This is a genomic window from Brucella sp. TWI559 (assembly GCF_039674265.1).
Taxonomy (GTDB): domain Bacteria; phylum Pseudomonadota; class Alphaproteobacteria; order Rhizobiales; family Rhizobiaceae; genus Brucella; species Brucella chromiisoli.
Window position 1 is genome coordinate 135096 of the sequence record NZ_JBDJNE010000005.1, and the last position, 20767, is coordinate 155862.

Genomic DNA, 20767 nt, shown 5'->3' on the forward strand with positions numbered 1-20767 from the left:
TCCTTTGACTAATTTCCGACAAGGACAACTCGATGTTCGGTTTCATCCTGCGTCGCATTCTTGCCGTCATCCCGGTGATGGCAATCGTCGCGATCTTTGTTTTCTTGCTTTTGCGTCTGACGCCTGGCGATCCGGCGGCAATCATTGCGGGTGATGCCGCAACGACCGAGCAACTGGACCGCATCCGTGAATCACTGGGGCTTAATCTGCCACTTCATGTGCAGTTTATAACGTGGCTCGGCCATCTGCTTCAGGGCGATCTCGGCACATCGCTGATCTCGGGAACGTCGGTCACAACAATGATTGGGCAGCGCATCTGGCCAACGCTCAACATCGCCGTGCTGACAATTGTCCTCTCGGTTGTCATCGCTGTACCGCTGGGCATTCTTGCGGCATGGCGTCATCGGAGCTGGATCGACTATGGTGTCATGACCCTATCGGTTCTGGGCTTTTCAATACCAGTTTTTGTGATCGGCTATCTGTTCATCCAGTTCTTCTCTATTGAGCTACGCTGGTTCCCGGTTCAGGGATACACGGCTCCATCCCAGAATTTCGGCAAGTTTCTATCACGCGCAGCCCTGCCCTGTTTCACGCTCGCCGTCATTTATGTGGCACTGATTGCGCGCATGACACGCGCATCGATGCTCGAAGTGCTTGGTGAGGATTATATCCGTACAGCGCGTGCGAAGGGTGTGCGCGAGAAAGTGGTGCTTTTTCACCATGCATTGCGCAATGCAGCCGTTCCAATCCTGACGGTGATCGGTACCGGCTTTGCCCTGCTTATCGGCGGTGTGGTGGTGACCGAAAGCGTCTTCAACATTCCGGGCATTGGACGTCTGACGGTGGATGCAGTGCTTGCGCGCGACTATCCGGTTATTCAGGGCATGATCCTGCTCACCAGTGCGCTCTACGTGTTTGTCAATCTGCTGATTGATCTCTCATACACCCTCTTCGACCCAAGGATCCGTTACTGATGTCAGCCTCACCCCGCCCGGCAGCACGCCTGCAATGGCTGCTCAATACCTTATCCTTTTCCAAGGCAACGCGGCTCGGAATTGGCCCGGTGGTCGCTGCCATCATTCTGATTGTGATTGTTGCCATAACGCTGGTTTCGCCATGGATTGTCCCCCATGATCCCATGGGCATGGATGCGCTGCAACGCCTCAAGCCTCCAACCGACACCTATCCGTTGGGCACTGATGGTTATGGCCGTGATCTCCTGTCACGTGTGCTGATGGGCGGACAGGTTTCACTGCTCATCGGTATTGGCGCGGCGATTATAAGCGTGTTGTTTGGCTTGTTCATTGGCCTGATTGCCGGTTTCTTCCGCTTTGCAGATGCCATCATCATGCGCATCATGGACAGCCTGATGGCAATCCCTTCAATCCTGCTTGCCATCGCGCTGATTGCGCTTAACGGTCCGAGCATCTGGTCTGTTCTTGCCGCCATCACCATTCCGGAAATTCCGCGCGTGGTGCGTCTGGTACGCTCCATCGTGCTCTCGGCGCGTGAAGAGCCTTACATTGAAGCAGCGCTTTCGCTTGGTTCTTCCACACCAAAAATTATCTGGCAGCATCTGATGCCGAATACCTTGGCGCCGCTGACAGTTCAGGCCACTTATGTTTGTGCCTCTGCAATCCTGACCGAAGCAATTCTGTCGTTCCTCGGAGCCGGTGTTTCAACCGAAATTCCAACATGGGGTAACATCATGGCCGAGGGCCGGCTTTACTTCCAGCTCAAGCCATCATTGATCTTCTGGCCGGGCCTGCTGCTGTCGCTGTGCATCCTTTCCATCAACCTTCTGGGCGATACGGCGCGCGATCTGCTCGATCCACGTCTGAAGAAACGCGAGGGCTGATCATGATATTTAAGAACCGCAATTTTGATAAAGAACCCACCGTTCTCGAAATAACCGATCTGAGCGTGAGGCTTGCAGGCAATAGCAATGCTGCACCAGTTCTCAATGGCCTTTCGCTTAAAATCCGCAAAGGTGAAACGGTCTGCCTTGTCGGCGAAAGTGGCTCAGGCAAATCTGTCACCTCGCTTTCGATCATGGGGCTTTTGCCAAAAGGCGCGCTGGAACCTGCGGGCGGGCGAATTGATTTGGAGGGCAAAAACCTTCTCGATCTTGGTCCACAGGCGATGCGTGCCATTCGGGCGCGAAAAATATCCATGATCTTTCAGGAGCCGATGACCGCACTTAATCCGGTGTTGCGCGTTGGCGAACAGATCGAAGAAGTGCTGCGCACGCATTTGAACCTGCCTGCCAACGAACGAAAAGCCCGCGTTCTGGACATCATGGAACAGGTGCACCTGCCCGACATCGACCGTGTCTATCGTTCCTATCCGCACCAGCTTTCAGGCGGCCAGCGCCAGCGCATCATGATTGCCATGGCACTGGTGCTTGAGCCGCAATTGCTGATTGCCGATGAGCCAACAACCGCGCTTGACGTGACCACGCAAAAGCAGATCCTCAGCCTGATTTCTGAAATGCAGGAAAAGCACGGGACGGCCGTGCTTTTCATCACGCATGATATGGGTGTTGTCGCCGAGATTGCCGACACGGTTCATGTGATGAAACATGGCAATGTGGTCGAGCATGCTCCTGTCGAAACACTGCTGCGTGCACCACAACAGGATTACACTAAGAAGCTGCTGCAATCGGTGCCGAGCCTGACGCCGCGTGCGGCCCGCGATGTTGCTTGCGAGGCAATCGCGCTTCGCGTCAATGATCTTCAAAAGAGCTACGGAACCCACTCCGTCTTCGCAAAAGGCGATCACACCTTTGCGGCAAGTGATGTGAGTTTCACGATCAAACGTGGCCGCACATTGGGTATTGTTGGCGAAAGCGGCTCTGGTAAATCAACGGTAGCGCGTTGTGTCATGCGTCTGATCGAGCCGACATCCGGTGAGATTAAGGTGGCGGACTTTGATATTGCGCAACTCACCCAGCGCCAACTTAAACCCCATCGCAAACATATCCAGATCATCTTTCAGGACCCGTTTCGTTCGCTCAATCCACGTTGGACAATTGGCAGAAGCCTGATCGAAGGCCCGGTCAATATGGGCGTCGAAAAGCGCAAAGCGACAGCGCGCGCGGCAGAACTTCTGCAACTGGTTGGCCTGCCCGAGGATGCGATCAATCGTTATCCGCATCAGTTCTCAGGCGGGCAGCGCCAGCGCGTTGCTATTGCACGCGCGGTTGCGATGGAACCTGATGTGCTGGTCGCTGACGAAGCCGTTTCCGCGCTTGACGTTTCGGTTCAGGCGCAGGTGCTGCAATTGCTCGACGAATTGCAGGAAAAACTCGGCATTGCCATTCTTTTCATCACCCATGATCTGCGGGTCGCCGCGCAGATTTGTGACGATGTGCTGGTGATGCAGCACGGACGCGTCGTCGAATACGACACCGCGTTCAACGTGCTTTCCGCGCCAAAACACGCCTATACGCGCAGCCTTATCGATGCAGCCCCCGGCAGAGAATGGGATTTTGCCCAATTCCGGGAACTCGCCATCGCATGAAGCAAATCCTTCTAAACCAAATTCTAATTTCCCATACCATGGATAAAATCTGATCATGACTAAACTCAATGCACTGACCGCCCATGAAATGATTGACGGCTATAAGGCCGGGCGCTTTTCACCCGTTGATGTTACCAAGGCCGTTCTCGAGCATATTGAACGCCACGAACCAGAATTGAATGCAATGTGGTTCGTCGATGCGGATGGCGCACTTGCTTCCGCAAAAGCCTCTGAAGCACGCTGGCAGGCCGGAGAGCAAGTCATGGCCAATGGCGTGTCATTGGATGGCGTGCCGGTTACACTGAAAGAAAACATCGCCACCAAAGGCGATGCGATGCCGCTTGGCACAGCGGTGACTGAGTTGAAGCCCCTTGCAGCCGATGCGCCTCCGGCAGCGCGCCTGCGCGAAGCCGGTGCAGTCTTCATCGGTAAGACGACGATGCCGGATTTTGGTATGCTGTCATCTGGCCTTTCAAGTTTCCATAAGCTGGCACGCAATCCATGGAACACGGACATGAACCCCGGCGGTTCAAGTGCGGGTGCGGGTTCTGCCGGTGCAGCCGGATATGGCCCCATTCATCTTGGCACAGATATTGGCGGCTCTGTTCGTCTGCCTGCGGCATGGTGCGGTCTTGCTGGATTGAAGCCAAGCCTTGGGCGTATTCCTATTGACCCACCCTTCATGGGCCGCGTTGTTGGACCAATGACCCGCACAGTTGCAGATTCTGCCCTTGCCATGGCCGTGCTATCGCAGCCCGATCACCGCGATCATATGAACCTGCCTTTTGCAGATATTGCATGGAGCGACCTCAAACGCGATGTAAAAGGATTGCGCATCGCGCTCCATCTTGATCCCGGCTGCGGCATGCCTGTTGATCCGCAAGTTTATGATGCTGTCAAAGCAGCAGCCGACGTGTTCAGTGCCAATGGTGCGATTGTTGAAACGCTTGATCCATGGATGAGCGAAGATATGCTCAACGGTTTGGATAGTTTCTGGCGCACCCGTGCAGGTATTGATGTTGCAGCTCTCTCCGATGAAAAGCGTGAGAAGCTGTTGCCGATCATTCGCACATGGGCGGAATCTGGCTTGGGCAATAGCGGCGAGGATGTCTACAAAAGCTACACGAAAGCGTTGCAAATTCGTTCAACCACTGTCGCAGCCACATCCGCTTATGACTTCGTCCTCTCGCCCGTATCGCCAAATGTAAGCTTCCCGGCAGACTGGGCCTATCCATATGATAACGATGTTAACCGGGCTATGGCGCATATCAATTTCACGCTGCTTTACAGCATGAGCGAGCAACCCGCGATTTCTGTCAATTGTGGTTATGACAGCGCCGGGGTGCCAATTGGTTTGCAGATTTCCGGGCGTCGTTTTGACGACCTTGGCGTTCTGCAAATGGCGCATGCGTGGGAAGAGATGCGCGGACCCCAGCGCGCCTGGCCATTCTAAAACGCAGAGTAAGCCGGGCGGCGGAGACAAGCCCCTGCCCGTCTTAATCTTACCCCTTGCCGAAAGCCTCAACTGCTACATATCCATCTTTATTGTATCAGTCAGGGAGACAAAGAATGGGTGAGGCAGGTATAGGCTGGATTGCAGCAATCATCATTGGGGGCCTTGCAGGCTGGATAGCATCCAATTTCATGAATAGTGACACGGGCATATTCATGAATATCATTCTGGGTATCATCGGCGCAGCGATCGCCAGTTTTATCTTCGGCTTCCTCGGTGTGTCGTTCGGTGGCTGGCTCGGCTATCTGGTTGCCGGCTTTATCGGGGCCTGTATATTGATCTGGGTCGGACGAGCAATCAGTTGATGCCCACTCAACATCGAAAAAGCCCCGGAACGCGGGGCTTTCTCTATTTTAACCGTCGAGATTTTTAAGCGGCCATTGCCAACTTCTAAACAGCCCGCCAAACGCACCGCGCGCAAGGAATAGCCCTGCTCGGTGTCAGCACAATTATCATCAACTCAGCACCGACAGTAATTTGACACTGCGGTTCGGCTGGGCGTTTGCCTGCCCGTCAAGGGTGTTATGCGCATCGTAAGTACACAGGCGGCTCGTTCCACGCGCCGTGATAAATTTGGGTGATTTAACTTGATTATTAAATTCATATTTAATAGCTACTCCTGATCAGATCATAGAATAAATGGGCAGGCAGGCGTGCATTTCTTACATCCTCTCCGGGTTTTCCTGTTGCGCAGCATAGCAAAATCCCTGTTTGTGCTAATACTGCTTCATGTTGCACCACTGATGGCCTTTGCGGAAAATACTCCCGCCAAACGCATTGTCTCTCTCGGCTCCGATATAACGGAAATCATTTTCGCACTGGGAGCAGGCGACAGGATCATCGCTGTTGACCGAAGCAGTAAATTTCCAGCCGAGACTGCCGCTAAAGCCAATGTTGGCTACCGGCGCAGCCTTTCGCCAGAGGGTATTCTGGCGCTCGACACGGACCTGATTATTGCATCTGAAGATATTGGTCCGCCGGAAACAACCGATGTGCTCAACCAATCAGCGGTCGAAATTCTCTATGTTCCCGTAGACAACACCCGAGAGGGACTGATCAAAAAAATCGGCCTCATTGCACAGCGTCTCGGTCGGAAACAGCAAGGTGAAACCCTGACGCAGACAGTCATCGACGATTTTGATGCGGCCACGGCTTATGCCAGCAGAATATCGGCAGACAAGCAAAAGAAAGTGGTCTTCTTTCATGGTTTGGCGCGTCTGAGCGGTGCGGGCAGCGACACGGCAGCCGATGCTTTTATCCGTTATGCAGGCGGGATCAATCCGCTTTCAGCCTATTCCGGCTATAAGCCTGTATCCGAAGAATGGCTGGCCAAGGCTGAACCGGACATTGTTTTGATGCTCTCTGACGGCAATGGCGGGCCAACGCACGAAGATGTCTTTTCACACAAAGCGTTACAAGAAACGCCTGCCGCGCGCAGCCGGTCACTGATTGTACTGGAAGGACCATATATGCTGGGATTTGGCCCACGCACAGCCGATGCAATCCGAAAACTGGCTGCGGCGCTTTACGAGTAACCAATGAAGAAAGCCCCTCTATTGGAGGGGCTTTCTGGTTTCATGTCTACGCGATTATGCGAAATCTTCTGGCAGAAGTTCCTTTGGGAAATTCTGGTAAGAAACCGGGCGCAGGAAGCGCCGGATCGACATCGTGCCCACACTGGTTGCACCGAAGTTTGTGGAAGCCGGATATGGTCCGCCATGAACCATCGAGTCGACCACTTCAACACCGGTGGGGAAGCCGTTGACGAGAACACGGCCTGCCTTGCGTTCCAGCACCGGAAGGAGCTTCTGTGCAGAGGCAATGTCGCCAGCATCCATATGAATGGTCGTGGTCAGCTGGCCTTCAAAGCCGCGAGCAAGCTTTTCCATCTCATCGACTGAACCCACGCGGACAACCAGTCCGAGAGGACCGAACACTTCTTCACCAAGCGCATGATCGGACAGGAAGCGTTCACCGGTTGTTTCAAACAGGTTTGGCGAAGCCTGACGACCCGACGACTCGGTTTCGTAGAGCGGCTTGACTGCATTGCGCGTATCAAAACGCTCTTTGCCTTCATGATATGCCTGCGCAATACCATCAGTCAGCATGGTCTGCGGAGCGACTTTCTTTAGCCCCTCAACAGTTGCCGCAGTGAAGCGATCGGCATCAGCACCATCAAGAACGACGGCGATGCCGGGATTGGTGCAGAACTGACCAGCACCCATGGTGAGCGAGCCGGCCCAGCCCTGTCCGAGCGTTTCGGCGCGCGCCTTCATGGCTTCCGGCAGCAGGAACATCGGATTAACCGAACCTAGCTCACCAAAGAATGGAATAGGCTCTGGACGCGCAGCGCAAAGGTCAAACAATGCACGGCCACCGGCGAGAGAGCCCGTGAAGCCAACAGCCTTGATATAAGGGTTCTGAACGAGCGCATGACCGACATCACGGCGACCGCCCTGAATGAGCGAGAACACACCTGGATGAACGCCGGTCTTCTTGATTGCGGCTTCTACGGCTTGCGCAACAATTTCACCCGTTCCCGGATGGGCCGAATGGCCCTTCACGACCACAGGGCAACCGGCTGCAAGCGCTGCTGCGGTATCACCCCCGGCAGTCGAAAACGCCATCGGAAAGTTCGATGCACCAAAAACTGCGACAGGCCCGATTGGACGCTGAACCAGACGAATTTCAGGACGCGGCGCTGGCTGACGATCAGGAAGCGCTGCATCAAAACGGCGATCAAGATAGTCACCCTTTTCGATATGGTCGGCGAACAGCCGAAGCTGGCCGGTAGTGCGTCCGGTTTCGCCTTGAAGTCGTGCTTCCGGCAAGCCGGTTTCCTGTGAGCCAATCACGACGATATCGGCAATGCGTGCTTCAATTTCATCAGCGATTGCGCGCAGGAACTGAGCACGTTCGGCACGGGTTGAATAGCCGTAAGACCAGAAAGCGTCTTCAGCTGCTTCACAAGCACGATTCACCAGATCAACTGTACCAACTGCAAACGAATGAGCAGGCCCACTTGCTGGTGAAGATTCAAAAGTGCCGGCTCCGTCGAGCCACTCGCCAGCAACAAGGTGTTTTCCTTTGGGCGTGAATGCCATTCGTTCATCCTCCTGTAGAAATCGACGTACAATTAAGCCAGTATCCGGCTACATCTAAATTGCACATACCTAATGATTGTATACCCTAAATCTTTGTATACAGTGTGTGCGCAGATATCAATTGCCTGTAGACACCTCCTGTCAGGCGCAGCCATGAAAGACGCATAATGAGCGAGACGACCATCCTGAGCATTGCTAGCCTTCACGACCGCGTAGAGGCGATTTTTCGTAAAGCAGGGTTAAACGCTATACAGGCTGCTGCCGTCGCTCGTGTGATTGTTGCGGGTGAACGCGATCACTGCAAATCTCACGGCATATACCGTATCGAGGGTGCGCTTCGCACAGTCAAGGCCGGGAAGGTAAAAGCAGACGCAATTCCTGAAATCGTGAAAGATGAAGCCTCCAGCATCGTGCGCGTCAATGCGAATTTCGGCTTTGCAAACCCGGCTTTCGAGTTGGGCGTCCCTGTGCTTGCCGAGCGCGCACGTAAGAACGGCTTAGCCGCCCTCGTCATCAACGACTGCACGCATTTTTCGGCACTCTGGCCGGAAGTCGAAGCGCTGACGAGCGAAGGTCTCGCAGCACTCGTCATGTGCCCAAGCTACGCAACGGTTGCGCCAACCGGCGGCAACAAGCCATTGCTCGGCACCAATCCTTTTGCCTTTGGCTGGCCACGCAAGGAAACATCGCCTTATGTCTTTGACTTTGCAACCTCTGTTGCGGCGCGTGGCGAGATCGAACTGCATCGCCGCGCAGGCAAGCAATTGCCGGAAGGCTGGGCGCTGGATGCAGAAGGCAACCCGACGACCGATCCAGAAACTGCACTGGCAGGTGCCATGCTGCCGTTTGGCGGGCATAAGGGGTCGGCAATCAGCACAATGGTTGAACTGCTTGCTGCCATCATGATCGGCGACCTGACCAGCCCCGAAGTGCTCGATTTCCTCGGCACCACCACATTGTCGCCAGTGCATGGCGAGCTCATCATCGCATTTTCACCGGAAGCCTTTGCCAAGGGCCGACCCGGCGATCCATTTGCCCGTGCGGAAGCTTTCTTTGAGGCGATCGTCGGTCAGGGCGCTCGCCTGCCATCGCAGCGCCGCTTCAAGGCACGCGCGGAATCTGAAAGCGATGGCGTCAAGCTCACCAAAGCAGAAATCGACCAGCTTGATCTCCTTCTGGAAAAAGGTCTGGATGCCATTTCCTAAACCAAAAGCGGCTGGAATTTTCAGCCGCTTTTTATTTACGTCTAAATTTGTCTAACTCTTGTGCCCGTTGAAAAACCGGAATCTATTATGAATTGCGATATTAAGAGTCGCCTCCGCCGAAGCGCCCTTGAAACCCGCAAAATATTGATGATTACCGGCTCCCAGAAGCCTGGATCTCCAGAGGAAAAAGCATGAAGACTACCGCTCCGAGGCGCCTGAAGCGCTCAACTATTCCAACTGCACTCATATTCGCCCTATGCCTTTCTGCATCGCCGCAAGCTGTAGAAGCTGCGACACCCGCTGACACGCTGGTGATTGCAATGAGCATTGATGACATCATTTCGCTCGACCCGGCAGAAATTTTTGAAATTACCACATCGGAAATGCTGACCAGCACCTACGAACGTCTGGTAACGACAGATACCAAGGATCCGACTAAGATCATTCCGCAGATCGCCGAAAGCTGGACTTTTTCTGATGATGGTAAGTCGATTACATTCAAAATCCGCGACGGCTTGAAGTTTGCTTCGGGCAATCCGATTACCGCGCAAGATGCGGCTTACTCCATACAACGTGCAATTAAACTTGATAAAAGTCCCGCTTTCATCCTCAGCCAGTTTGGCATTACGCCTGATAATGTTGAGCAAAATGCAGTAGCCGTTGACGATAAGACCTTTGTTTTCACCACCGGCAAGCCTTTTGCGCCAAGCTTTGTTCTCAACTGTTTGACCTCCAGCGTCGCCTCGCTCGTCGATAGCAAGTTGGTCAAGGAACATGAGCAGAAAACTGAAAAAACCGAGACATATCCCTATGAAACTGACTTTGGCTATGAATGGCTGAAGAACAATTATGCAGGATCGGGTCCGTTTGCACTCAAGCAATGGCGTGCCAATGAAGTACTTTTGCTGGAACGGAATGACAATTATACCGACGCCAAGCCTGCAATGAAGCGTGTGATCTACCGCCATGTGAAGGAAGGCATGTCGCAGCGGCTTTTGCTTGAGGCCGGCGACATCGATATCGCACGCAATCTGGAACCGGGAGATATTGAGCAGCTGGCAAAGGACAGCAAGTTCAACATCATCAACGCCCCCAAGGGACGCGTCTATTATCTGTCGATGAATCAGAGTGTCCCTGAACTCGCCAAGCCGGAAGTGCGTCAGGCACTGAAATATCTGATTGATTACGACACCATCGAAGGCACCCTGATCAAGGGAATTGGCCGCAAGCATCAGTCCTTCCTGCCGGTTGGCATGTTTGGCGCTACGGACGACAATCCGTTCGATTACAACGTTGAAAAAGCCAAGGAACTGCTTGAAAAAGCTGGATTAAAAGACGGCATCAGCGTCACCTTAGACGTCCGCAACAACCAACCTTATGTCGGCATTGCTGAAAGCATTCAGCAGACAATGGCAAAGGCGGGCGTGAATGTCGAGATTTTGCAGGGCGACGGCAAACTGACGACAACAAAAGTCCGCGCACGCAAGCACCAGCTTGCCCTCGGCATCTGGGGGCCGGACTATTGGGATCCACATACGAATGCCGTCACCTTCACCAACAATCCGAACAATGGCGATGAAGTTAATTTGCGGACCACTGCATGGCAGGCTTCATGGGACATTCCTGAACTGACTGCTGAAACTATGGCAGCAGCCGAAGAGCGCGACACGACCAAGCGCGAAGCAATGTACCACGATATTCAGAAGAAGTTTCAGGAAACAAGCCCGATCGCTGTTATCTATCAACAGATCGAAACAGCTGCAACGGGTGCGAATGTGCATAACTTCAACATGGTTGCTGATGCCAACTATGTCGCCACAGTAACAAAAGACTAATCAAAATGGCCGGGTGATAAATCACCCGGCCATCAAACTGCTGACAAACCTTCTGGACAGAGCGTGCGCGCTTAACCGTACCCGATTGCTCGCTCTATCTTTTTGTTTTTATGCGCATCTTGGTCAGAAAACCGTTTCACACTTTTCGGAATGCGCTCCAGGCTACATCCCTCGGACAGCACGAAGTTGTTTTCAATCTATGGCTATGTCAAGCCTTGTATGTCTGAACAGCGCCAGGCAGCTTGCTCCACTCGGCATACCACTTGTTGAACAGCTTGAACTGCGCTTCAACATAACCACGCTGGCTGTCTGACAGGGCATCGCTTGCATTAAAGTGCAGCGTATATTCCTTGTCCCCCTTCAGAACCATCATGTGCTTGAAATGAAGAACGAGGTCCGGGCCTTCATCGAAAGATGAAAGAACGGCAAGCGCCTGTTCGAGTTCAAGCGCGCGCTGACGGGCGTCAGCGTCGCCTGCTGCTGCGGCCTGCGAAAGCTTACAAAGATGAATAACTTCTTTTGGAAGCACATTGCCGATACCTGTGATCGCACCTGTTGCTCCACAATTAACGAAGCCGTGGAACACAGCCGTATCAACGCCAACCATCAGCGTGACTTCATCATCGCGACTGGTGATGTTTTCGGCTGCATAACGCATGTCAGCAGGCCCACCAAATTCCTTGAAACCAACGAGGTTTGGATGCTCTGCACGCAAGGCGAAAAACAGATCGGCACGGGTTGAATAGCCATAATATGGGCTGTTGTAGATGACGGCTGGAAGATCGGGCGCTGCCGAAAGAACAGTCTTGAAATGATCTTTCTGAGCCGCAACAACCGAACCACGCGAAAGAAGGCGCGGGATAACCATAAGGCCCTTGGCGCCGACCTTCTGCGCATGCGCTGCATGGGCGGCGGCAATGGTTGTATTCACGGCACCAGTGCCAACAACAACAGGAACCCCGGCGGCGGTCAGGCGTGCAACACCTTCCATACGCTGTTCATCTGTGAGGAGCGGCCAGTCGCCCATCGAACCACAATAAACGACAGCCGACATACCATCGGCGATCAGTTCCTTACCCTTGCGCACCAGCGCATCAAAATCAGGCGTTCGATCATCTTTGCAAGGGGTCATCAGAGCCGGAATCACGCCGGTAAAGATATTGGCAGCCATGTAGAAATCCTCTCAGAGTATTGCCGACAAACAACTTATGCAGGCAATGCTACAAACAAAACCAGAGCCATTGGCCTGTGATGGCGATTGCCATTTTCGGCCCTCCATATCTGATATATCAGTTTGTATTTTATTTGTCGACAGAAATTACACGGCACTACAGGTTTATTTCCAGACGGTCTTCACGCATGACGAGTTTCTGCACCTGACGCACGATCTGCTCGGCATGTTCATGGGCAAGCTGTTCCGCCAGCTTCATGTCGCGTGCAGCAATTGCGGCGATCATTTCTTCATGTTCCTCCACGAAACGGCGAGGCAATTGATCATTATAGGATTGATAATAGAGACGGAGAATGCGTCGGCCCTCATCCAACAAACGCTTGAAAAGATTTGTAAAATATGGATTACGCCCCGCCTCGGCGATTGCAAGATGAAGCTCTGCATTGGTCGCAATCATCAAAAGCGCATCCTGCGCTTCCACAGCCTTCGTGAACTCCACCTGATGTAACGCTATAATGTCCAGATCTTCCTGCCGATGATTTTTGGCGGCAAGCTGGGTCGTGGCGCGATACATCAAAGTCAACGCGTCGAAATAGGTGTGCATATTGAGGAAATCGATATTCGATACCATGGTCGAACGATTGGGCAGCGTATCGATCAGCCCCTCACCTGCCAGCCGCACCAAAGCTTCGCGGATTGGGGTGCGAGACATTTTAAACCGCTCTGCAAGCTGCACCTCATCAATTGGGCTGCCAGGCGGCAGCACCAGATCGAGGATTTCATCGCGCAGCAGGTCATAGACCATTTTCCCACCAGAACCGCGCTTGCGTTCAGGGATGGCGTTCATATCGCTTTCCGTCATCAGCATATCCTTTTGCGGTTATCAGGAGAAAGGTTCTGTTGGTCCCTTGGCAGGCTGCGTAAACCACTGCGCGCCTTCAGCACTCATATAAATATGATCTTCAAGACGCACGCCAAACTGTCCCGGTACGACAATCATCGGCTCATTCGAGAAGCACATGCCCGGCTGGAGCGGCAGCGAATTACCACGAACAATGTAAGGCGCTTCATGGATTTCCAGTCCCAGACCATGACCCGCACGATGCGGAAGACCGGGGAGCTGATAATCCGGCCCCAACCCATGCTTGACCAGTATGGCGCGAGCGGCATCATCAAGGCTGGAACAGGCAGCCCCTATCTTTGCAGCATCAAACACGGCCTGCTGCGCCTGCCGTTCAATCGTCCAGATACGCTCAAATTCGGCGGTCGGCGCATCCAGCATATAGGTGCGGGTGAGATCAGAGTGATAGCCATCAATCCGACAACCCGTATCGACCAGAATAACATCGCCATTTTTATAAAACTGCTCACCATCCGCGCCATGCGGCAGCGATGTTGCCTCGCCAAAAGAGACAATGCAGAAGGTCGAGCCGCCATCAGCGCCCAATTCACGATGCTGCTCATCGATAAAGCGCACGACATCAGAAGCGGCAATGCCCGGACGAATGAACTGATGCGCGCGGCGATGCACTTCCAGTGTCAGCCCCATGGCATATTTAATGATGTCGATTTCGGTCTGCGATTTAACGATACGCTGTTCGCGAATGATCGGACCAGCGTCAACAAGACGCTCAGCACCGATTTCTCTGCATAAAGCATTATAGACAAAGAGCGGCACAGCATCATCAACAGCCAGCGTTTCACCGGCTTTCAGCAGAAAAGCCACAAGGGCGGCACTGTTTTGTTCTTCCTGCCAGATGCGGATTTCGCCAGCCAAATGCGGAAGGCTTTCCACTCGGCTCTGCTCAAAACCCGGAACGATATAGACAATCTCGCTTTGCGTAATGACTGCACCAAGTAGGCGCTCGCTCGAATGCCAGACAAGGCCAGTGTAATAAAGCAGGCTCTCGGTGGACCCAAGCAGCAAGGCACCAATGTTTTTTTCGCTCAAACGACGGCGCAGTACATCAATACGCGCCAACCGCTCATCATTGGAAATGCTTGGGTGTTGAGTGGTGAGAGACATTGCTTATTCCTTTCAGCCTCTGCCACGGACTCTGTGGCATGCTGAAAGGATAAATCTCTGTACGCAATTTGTCGACAGAATTAGATTTTTACCAAACCGGTTCGCTTCAGCAGCCCCATCAACAACAGCGGCAACAGCGTCGTCAACAGGATCGCAATGAACGCCATCGCCATGCCAAGCCCAATTGATCCCTGTTCAAACTGCCGCCAGATAAAAATGGAAATCGTCTGCATGCCGACGGGTGCCACCAGAATGGAAGCGACCAGCTCACGCGTTGCGACTGCAAAAACCAGCAGCATTGCGGTGATCAAGCTTGGTGCGATCAGCGGCAGCATGATGCGGCGGAAGGTCGTAAAACTGCTTGCTCCGCACACGCGCGCTGCCGCTTCAAGATTGTCACCAATCTGATGAAACGCCGCTGTCGCATAGCGGATCGGCTGCGGCAACAGAATGCAGCAATAAGCAAGCAGCAGAATGAGCGGCGTATTGTAAGGCGAGATGAGCAGCGACGGCTGGTTCCAAGCAAGGATCAGTCCGACAGCCACCACAACCCCCGGAAGGGCGTTCGGCAACACAGTTAAAACATCAAGCCAGAAACGCCCACGGAAACGCATTTTCACAACTGCATAGGCAGCGATAGCACCCAGCAAACCTGTCAGAAGCGCACTTGCGACGCCCAAAGAAAGACTGTTTGTCAAGGCTCGCATAGCGCCCGCGCTGTTATCAGCGATATCAGCAAAATTATCGAAACCGAGATTGGACAGCGTCAGCCCGCCGGAAATGGTTTTCGACATGGCAGTTGCGAGAATGGCAAGGAGCGGCACGCCGGTTGCCGCAAAAGCGACCACACCAAACAGGATAACGACCGGAACCCTGAACGCTCCAAGATCACGCTTGTCCTTGTTCTGCGGTTTGCCGCCAGTCGTCACATAAGAACGGCGTGTCAAAATCCAGCGCTGAAGCATGAAAGCCGCGAGCGACAACAAAACCAGTGCCAGCGAAAAGACCGCAGCCCCCGAAAGATCAATCGGCCAATCGGATATGCGCAGGTCGATTTCCGTTACCAGCACATCGAAGCCCGAACGGCTGCCGAGAGCGGCCGGCGTGCCATATTCCTCAATTGCTGAAGCGAAAACGAGCAGCAGGCTTGCTGCAAGTCCGGGCGTTGCCAGCGGCAGTGTGATGCGAAAGAACGCGCGCCAAGGCGATCCACCAAACACGCGGCCCACGTCAGAATAGCGCGCACCGACCGCTTCTATCGTGCGGGACACCGCAAAATAGACCAGCGGAAACGTGTTGAGCGCCATCACGAATGTCATGCCTGCAAGCGAAAACAGAAATGGTGCCAGGTTGAACCCTGTAAGCTGTTCAAGATAGCCGCGCGGCTGCAAAGTCATGATCCAGCCAAGCGTTGCAATATAGGGCGGGATCATGAAGGGTACGAGCATCAGCACGTCCCAGACCAGCGCCAACGGCACTTTGTAAAGTGCTCGGAACACAGCGAGCGGCACTGCGATAATAGCCGACAGCACGACGACACTGACACCGAGCAAAATGGTATTGCCGGTCATACGCATAAGCTTTGGATCTTCAAACAATGCTGGCAAATGCACAAAAGGCGCGCTGAACACACCCTGCCCTATCTGCGGGAAAATCGCCTGCAGAACAATGAAAATAAACGGAACCGCAACGACAATGGCAAGGCCGATGACGGCCACAAGCCCAAGCGGATTTGCAGCAGTAGCGGTCTTAGCACTCATGATTGCCTCTGCGGTATTCCCGCTGTCTGGAAAAATGACAGCGCTTTTAAAAATAAACAATATGAAACGGCTCTCCCAATATTGAGAGAGCCGCCGGTTCATTACTTCTTCGCGCCAAAAATCGCGTTGAACTCTTTCAGCGTTTCATCACGCTTGCCGTAAACGGCCGCTGCATCAATCTTCAGAATCTTTAGATCGTTGATCAAAGGACGGTTTGCAGAAATGTCGGAACGTGCGGGCATCAGATAGGTTTTTGCCACCATCTTCTGGCCTTCTTCCGAAAGCATGTAATCAATGAATTGCTTGGCTTCATCCTGATTTTTGGACCATTTAAGGATCATGGCCGGACGCGGCGCAATGACGGTGCCCGATGTCGGGAAAATCACGTCAATGGCCTCGCCTTTGGCCTTGCCTGCGAGGGAAATATAATCGACAGCGCCGAAAACAGCTGCTTTCGCGCCCTGAAGCACGGGGTTCAGCGCTTCTGCGTTAGCACCGGCAGCAACCGCACCATTCTCATGGAGCTTCTTGAAAAGATCCCAGCCCTGCGTTTCCGAAAGCGCTGCAACAAGCTCGAAACTTGCACCCGACTGCGATGGATCTGGAAGGTTCACCAGATCTTTGTATTCAGGCTTGGCAAGGTCAGCCCATTCGGTTGGCTTTGGAGTCTTGCTGTTTGGATTCCATGCGATGCCAAGTGCCGAAACACCCTGTGCAACAGCCGTTTCATTTTTCAGAAAATCGGGAACTTTTTCAGCATTTGGGCTTGAGTATGCCACGAGCCAGTCGCGCTTGGCGAAATCCGTTGCTGTATCCCATGAGGCCGAAATCAGAACATCGACAACAGGATTGGCAGCTTCGGCTTCGATACGCGCCATTACCTTGCCTGTCGTTGCCTGAAAGACATTGACCTTTGTGCCTGTCTTGGCTGTGAAACCAGCGGCCAGGCCTTCAATCAGTTTGCCGGGACCAGCTGAATAAACGGTAATGTCAGCAAATGCAGCCGTGCTTGCGAGCAGAGCTGCGGCAAATGCCATACCAGCACCGATAAGTGACTTCTTCATAAATCTCTCCTGAGATATGGGACGTGAAGTGATTGTTAGGCGAACCAGCGGAGCTCTTCAGCATTGATTGCTATGCCGACAGGAACACCGGGCGTGTGACGATGATTATCAAGATAGGTCAGTTCATGCCCCTCATGCTGTGAACCGATGAGGACAGTCGTCAGGTGCCCATCACTGCGAAACTGTGTGCGCAGAACGGTCGCAGGAATCGATGCATCACTCATTTCAACACTGCGAACCGAGCGTGACGGCAGCAGCACGTGCGTGGCCATTTCGGGAGCCGTAAGATGTGAAAGATGAATGTCCGTTTGCGCTATCCGATAGCCAGCGCTCGCTCGTTCCACAGGCACCACACAGCCAAGCCGAAGAAAATCGGCAACCGCTGGTGTGGTCGGCTGCGCAACGAGCATTTCGGGTGCCGCAAGCTGTTCGATAACACCGGCGCGCATGATCGCCACCTGATGCGCCAGTGAGAAAGCTTCGCTCTGATCATGCGTCACATAAATTACGGTCAGACCGAGATTGGCGACAAGCTGGCCGATTTCACTGACCATGTTTTCACGCAATTCACGATCAAGATTGGAAAGCGGTTCATCAAACAGCACGAGGCCAGGTTCGGCAACAATTGCACGCGCAATCGCCACACGCTGCTGCTGACCGCCCGACATATCGCTGATCGAGCGATCACCAAAACCCGAAAGGCCAACCCGATCCAATGCCGATTTCACACGAGTCTCACGCTCGGCCCGTCCGACCCCACGCATTTCAAGCGGAAACGAGACATTCCTATAAACCGACATGTGCGGCCACAGTGCGTAATCCTGAAACACCATGCCAAGCTGACGCTTTTCCGGCGGAGAAAAGCGCCCCGTTGCAGCATCGGCAACCTTCACGCCATTAATCATGACGGAACCTGTTGTTGGTGCGAGAAGACCTGCCACCAGACGCAGCAATGTGGTCTTGCCACACCCCGATGGACCGAGCAGCGCAAGCGTCTGGCCTTTTGGCAAATTGAGATCAATGTTTTTAAGGATGATGCTTGAGCCATAGGCCAGGCTTATCCCCTCGGCCTGAACAGCAAAATCAGTGCATATATTTGAGACGTGTAACATTGCCCGCAATCTTTGATTGTTTGCGCGCTTTTATTCTGCCCCCATGACAGAGCGATGACAAAAACCACAAGGCACGGGCGTGATTTTACATTGAGCCTGCCATTCAGGCGCATATGGCCAAATCACGACGCTTGCAGCATCGGGAATTCGTGCACAACACCTCTCTTATAAGAAGGGGCGCCAATCCATTGTCTTACCCGCTTCTATCAGAATGCAAACCAAAGCATAGACCACGCCATTTACCGGCACATAACGTGATATGAGTGCGGTGATGATCGATTATTGAAACAGTGCGCCTTCTATTACCAATTTCTAATTTTAGGCTCACAATCTACAAAGTAAAAAAGCAATAAACTTATGAATCTTCAATAAATATTGAAGTAACTATATTCGATACTCCCATAAGACAGTCCTTTGAAAAATGATATAACCGTGTAAAATTACAATCAAAATAAGACGACGAAACGAAGGGGAATGCGTGCTAAAATTTCAGAACAATGTTCTTGAGCTGATAGCCAGAGGCAATCCTCTGAAGCAAACGCTTGAGCAGTTGTGTCTTGGAATTGAAGGGCTGATTTTAAATGCCCGCACGATGATTTGCTCCGTCGATCAGGAGGGAATGCTGCATATGCTCGCCGCGCCAAATCTCCCTGATAGTTACGGCTATTCTTTCAATGGAATTGTCGTTGGGCCGAACGTCGGCTCTTGCGGTCGCGCCATTTATTACAAAGTGCCGGTCGTCGTTTCCGATATTGAAAACGATCCCAAATGGGCAAGTTATAAGCAGCTCGCCCTGCCACTGGGGCTGCTTGCATGCACTTCAATCCCCATCCTCAGCGATACAGGCGATGCTCTGGGCGCATTGGCGGTCTATTTTGATGAGAAGCACACGCCATCGGCAGCCGAGCAAGAAATCATCGATATAGCTGTGGGGCTTTGCAAGCTTGCGATGATGCGCGAAATGCGAATCCTCAATTATGAGCGAAGAGCGACGGTGGATATTCAGACGGGCGTCGCCAATCGCACAGCCTTTGATGATGCGCTGTCGCAATTGCGTTGCGAATTACCCGGTAGCTGGGCCTTGTTTGTTATCGACATTGATAACCTCAAAGTCACCAACGATACGTTTGGCCATGAAGTGGGTGATGTGTTGATCAACACGATTGCCACGCGCATTGCAGCGGCTCTTTCGCCGGATATAACATTCCGTACGGGCGGGGATGAATTTACCGTCATCATCCAGAACCATAAAGCACTCTACGACCTTGATCATGCGGCAGATCTTGTTTTTGAAGCTCTGTCTTCGCCTGTCCATTGTGACGGTCAGACAATCCTGCCACGCGTGACGATCGGCGGAGCAGTTCTTGCTGCTCTTGATACGCATCCGCAGACTGTGCGCCGCAATGCGGATTTTGCGCTCTATCATGCCAAGGAAAATGCACGCGGCAGTTTTGTGCTTTATCAAGCCAATGTCGGCACCCGGATCGTTCACAGGCGAAACTCGATCAGGGAAGTGCGTGAAGCGCTCGAAGAAAAGCGTATTACGGCACATTATCAGCCACTCATCCGGCTTGATACGAAGGAAATAATCGGCTTTGAAGCATTGAGCCGTATGACAACGCCGTCAGGTGACATTCTTTCTGCGGCCATGTTTCAGGAATCTTTCTCCGATGTGCATATTGCATCCGAGATCACCCAATATATGCTTTCTATCGTTGCGCAGGATATAAGGCGCTGGCTGGACCTGGGCCTTCCCGTTCAGCATGTCGGCGTTAACGTCACGGCAGCAGACTTCTATGTGGGTGATCTTGCTGCTTTCGTTTCAAAGACATTTGCCCAATATAATGTTCCGCTGTGCCATCTCATTATAGAGGTGACAGAAAACGCCTATATCGGGCAGCGCGACGATGTTGTTGCATCAGGTATTCGAAACCTTCGCTTACTGGGTGTGCGTATCGCGCTCGATGATTTTGGCACTGGCTTTGCTGCACTGGCCCATCTTCTCACCGTTCCGGTCGACATCATCAAGATTGACCGGTCTTTTGTATGCCGTCTTGTGCCGGGTGATCCAAGTGTCGCGATTGTAAAAGGCATTGTACAAATCGCCAGAGACTTGAACATCAAACTCGTCGCAGAAGGTGTTGAAACGCTTGAATTGGCAAAAACTCTCGAAAAAATGGGATGCCAGCTTGGGCAAGGCTATGCCTTTTCCAAAGCCGTAGAGTATGACACTGCCACCACTCTTTTACGCGATTATGGGCAAGATTATCAGCCCCGACACTCAGCCATCATACAGCCGTACAGCACAAAAAATTGACAGTTTTACCTGGACTGTGATCCAGTTTCATTTTGCCTTCGTATAAAGCTTTATGAATACAAACGTTTCCTTCAGCTCACAGACGTGGCAAAAGAAAATAGAGTGCTATTCGCCGCTTCTGGCTTTGTCGCATCTGAG

16 protein-coding genes are annotated in these 20767 nt (G+C 52.8%); 9 read left to right on the top strand and 7 right to left on the bottom strand.

Features of this window, described 5'->3' with window-relative positions; genetic code table 11:
• The first annotated feature begins 32 nt into the window (after window positions 1–32).
• The 6 genes from ABE530_RS09060 (at window position 33) to ABE530_RS09085 (ending at window position 6570) form a co-directional block, all read left to right on the top strand.
• On the top strand, window positions 33–974 hold the full coding sequence (locus ABE530_RS09060; RefSeq protein WP_265984027.1) for an ABC transporter permease: 942 nt from the start codon (window positions 33–35) through the stop codon (window positions 972–974).
• Window positions 974–1858: an ABC transporter permease gene (locus ABE530_RS09065; protein ID WP_265984026.1), complete on the top strand. Its 885-nt coding sequence runs from the start codon at window positions 974–976 to the stop codon at window positions 1856–1858. The genes ABE530_RS09060 and ABE530_RS09065 overlap by 1 nt, the downstream gene beginning before the upstream one ends.
• Before the next feature lie 2 nt (window positions 1859–1860).
• Window positions 1861–3522 carry an ABC transporter ATP-binding protein gene (locus tag ABE530_RS09070; protein ID WP_499694314.1) on the top strand — a complete coding sequence of 554 codons (1662 nt, stop codon included), beginning with the start codon at window positions 1861–1863 and terminating at the stop codon, window positions 3520–3522.
• Between the two features lie 55 nt (window positions 3523–3577).
• The gene (locus tag ABE530_RS09075; protein ID WP_499694315.1) at window positions 3578–4975 is read left to right on the top strand and encodes an amidase; all 1398 of its coding nucleotides are present in this window, start codon (window positions 3578–3580) and stop codon (window positions 4973–4975) included.
• 116 nt (window positions 4976–5091) lie between these two features.
• The gene (locus ABE530_RS09080; protein WP_265984023.1) at window positions 5092–5340 is read left to right on the top strand and encodes a GlsB/YeaQ/YmgE family stress response membrane protein; all 249 of its coding nucleotides are present in this window, start codon (window positions 5092–5094) and stop codon (window positions 5338–5340) included.
• Between the two features lie 408 nt (window positions 5341–5748).
• Window positions 5749–6570, top strand: coding sequence for a heme/hemin ABC transporter substrate-binding protein (locus ABE530_RS09085; RefSeq protein ID WP_499694316.1), 822 nt, complete (start codon window positions 5749–5751; stop codon window positions 6568–6570).
• A 54-nt stretch (window positions 6571–6624) separates the two neighbouring features.
• On the opposite strand, the gene ABE530_RS09090 is transcribed toward ABE530_RS09085, so the two are convergent.
• Complete coding sequence (locus ABE530_RS09090) at window positions 6625–8139, bottom strand: aldehyde dehydrogenase (NADP(+)) (RefSeq protein WP_499694317.1); 1515 nt, start codon at window positions 8137–8139, stop codon at window positions 6625–6627.
• Window positions 8140–8306: 167 nt separating this feature from the next.
• Here ABE530_RS09090 and ABE530_RS09095 point away from each other — a divergent pair, with 167 nt between their 5' ends.
• Both ABE530_RS09095 and ABE530_RS09100 read left to right on the top strand, forming a co-directional pair.
• Window positions 8307–9344, top strand: a complete 1038-nt coding sequence (locus ABE530_RS09095; RefSeq protein ID WP_499694318.1) for an Ldh family oxidoreductase — start codon at window positions 8307–8309, stop codon at window positions 9342–9344.
• Between the two features lie 191 nt (window positions 9345–9535).
• Window positions 9536–11179 carry an ABC transporter substrate-binding protein gene (locus tag ABE530_RS09100; RefSeq protein WP_265984019.1) on the top strand — a complete coding sequence of 548 codons (1644 nt, stop codon included), beginning with the start codon at window positions 9536–9538 and terminating at the stop codon, window positions 11177–11179.
• Window positions 11180–11387: 208 nt separating this feature from the next.
• Here ABE530_RS09100 and ABE530_RS09105 read toward each other — a convergent pair whose 3' ends face one another.
• The 6 genes from ABE530_RS09105 to ABE530_RS09130 form a co-directional block, all read right to left on the bottom strand.
• Complete coding sequence (locus ABE530_RS09105) at window positions 11388–12350, bottom strand: dihydrodipicolinate synthase family protein (RefSeq protein ID WP_499694319.1); 963 nt, start codon at window positions 12348–12350, stop codon at window positions 11388–11390.
• Window positions 12351–12507: 157 nt separating this feature from the next.
• The gene (locus tag ABE530_RS09110; RefSeq protein ID WP_396996150.1) at window positions 12508–13212 is read right to left on the bottom strand and encodes a GntR family transcriptional regulator; all 705 of its coding nucleotides are present in this window, start codon (window positions 13210–13212) and stop codon (window positions 12508–12510) included.
• A gap of 21 nt (window positions 13213–13233) precedes the next feature.
• Window positions 13234–14376, bottom strand: coding sequence for a M24 family metallopeptidase (locus tag ABE530_RS09115; protein ID WP_499694320.1), 1143 nt, complete (start codon window positions 14374–14376; stop codon window positions 13234–13236).
• An 80-nt stretch (window positions 14377–14456) separates the two neighbouring features.
• Entirely contained in the window at window positions 14457–16136 is a 1680-nt protein-coding gene (locus tag ABE530_RS09120) for an ABC transporter permease (RefSeq protein ID WP_499694321.1), read from the bottom strand.
• Window positions 16137–16237: 101 nt separating this feature from the next.
• Entirely contained in the window at window positions 16238–17200 is a 963-nt protein-coding gene (locus tag ABE530_RS09125) for an ABC transporter substrate-binding protein (RefSeq protein ID WP_499694322.1), read from the bottom strand.
• 35 nt (window positions 17201–17235) lie between these two features.
• On the bottom strand, window positions 17236–18312 hold the full coding sequence (locus tag ABE530_RS09130; protein ID WP_499694323.1) for an ABC transporter ATP-binding protein: 1077 nt from the start codon (window positions 18310–18312) through the stop codon (window positions 17236–17238).
• Window positions 18313–18790: 478 nt separating this feature from the next.
• Here ABE530_RS09130 and ABE530_RS09135 point away from each other — a divergent pair, with 478 nt between their 5' ends.
• On the top strand, window positions 18791–20629 hold the full coding sequence (locus tag ABE530_RS09135) for a bifunctional diguanylate cyclase/phosphodiesterase (RefSeq protein ID WP_499694324.1): 1839 nt from the start codon (window positions 18791–18793) through the stop codon (window positions 20627–20629).
• The last annotated feature ends 138 nt before the right edge of the window (window positions 20630–20767 follow it).